Below are 1,364 nucleotides of genomic sequence, written 5' to 3' on the forward strand. Positions count from 1 at the left end.
CATTATAGATAACGCATTATCGATATCGCTATACGGGATCGTACATGAAAGTACTGGTGGTAGAAGATGAGCAGACACTGGCGGCACAAATCGCCGAGGCGCTCACCCAACATCAATGGACAGTTGAACAATCGCACGACGGCATTGATGCGTTGTACCGAGCCACCAGTGAAACCTGGGATGCTATTGTGCTCGATCTTGGCCTGCCTAAACTCGATGGCCTGACCGTATTACGTAGCTTGCGGTCAGAAGGCATTCATACACCGATTATTATTTTAAGTGCGCGTACTGAATTACATCAGCGCATTGATGGCCTCAATGCCGGCGCAGATGACTATTTAACCAAACCGTTCCAGATGGCCGAGCTGGTGGCTCGGTTATCTGTACAGCGTCGCCGTGCAGCAGGGCATGCCGCCTCAGTGTTGCAGATTGGGGCATTAACGCTCAATACCCAAACAGCTGGTGTGACATGGCAAGGTAAAACCGTCGATTTGACCTCACTGGAATATAAAGTCTTAGCATATTTAATGCACAACCAAGGGAAAGTCGTCTCCCGTACCGATTTGGTTGAACGTATTTATCAACAGGATTTTGATCGTGACTCCAACACCATTGAAGTTTTTATCGGGCGGATCAGGCGGAAAATTGATAGCCAGATTATTCAGACCGTCCGTGGTTTAGGCTATCGAATTAATGATCAGTAGTCCTGTCAGCCTGCGTCAGCGGGTGTTGGGTGCAACTATTGGGTGGTTACTGCTGGTATTACTTACCGCAGGCGTGCTGTTACCCGCTATTTTTAACCACTATTTGCGTGATGAAGCCAGCAAAACCCTGACGCTGTACCTTGATGAACTGAGCGCACGAATTGAATTATCTGCTGAGGGAAAACCGGTTGTTACCGGATTACTCAGTGATCCGCGTTTTCGCCAGCCCTACAGCGGGCTTTATTGGCAGGTTAGCTCTCCGTCTGGCATCATCCGTTCGCGATCATTGTGGGATAGCAGCCTGCAACAGCAACCACCGGCAGATAGTGTAGGCACAAATAATAGTGTAGGCGCAGAAAATGCTGCTACACAGTGGGTTGGGCCGGAAAATAGCGCGCTGATCACGGTTTCGCGTACGCTCACCTTACCCGACTATGCGTACCCACTGCGCTTGCAGGTTGGGCAGGATGAATCCTCACTGCGCCAGACATTGGCACGGCTGACCCACAGTTTTTGGGGCGTATTACTGGCACTCGGCCTTGGCGTGGTGGTGATTATTAGTGTGCTGATCAACTGGTCACTGCGCCCATTACGTCGTATGCAACAGCAACTCTCTCAGGTCAGAATGGGTGAACAAGAGCAGTTCAACGGCACGTTTCC

Annotated in this window: 2 protein-coding genes; both read left to right on the plus strand. The window is 50.4% G+C overall.

The window, feature by feature from the left end; all coding sequences use genetic code 11:
• Nucleotides 1-44 precede the first annotated feature (44 nt).
• On the plus strand, nt 45-704 hold the full coding sequence (locus tag ACRC27_RS13735) for a response regulator transcription factor (RefSeq protein ID WP_438622977.1): 660 nt from the start codon (nt 45-47) through the stop codon (nt 702-704).
• Nucleotides 694-1,364: hypothetical protein (locus ACRC27_RS13740; RefSeq protein WP_438640138.1), on the plus strand; the 671-nt coding region annotated here is incomplete at its 3' end. The genes ACRC27_RS13735 and ACRC27_RS13740, both read left to right, overlap by 11 nt.

This window comes from Plesiomonas sp., from assembly GCF_051650925.1.
Taxonomy (GTDB): domain Bacteria; phylum Pseudomonadota; class Gammaproteobacteria; order Enterobacterales; family CAMTGL01; genus Plesiomonas.

What these genes read in the sequence shown, in the direction of transcription:
- ACRC27_RS13735 (WP_438622977.1), top strand. Translation starts at nt 45, where the DNA reads ATGAAAGTACTGGTGGTAGAAGATGAGCAGACACTGGCGGCACAAATC.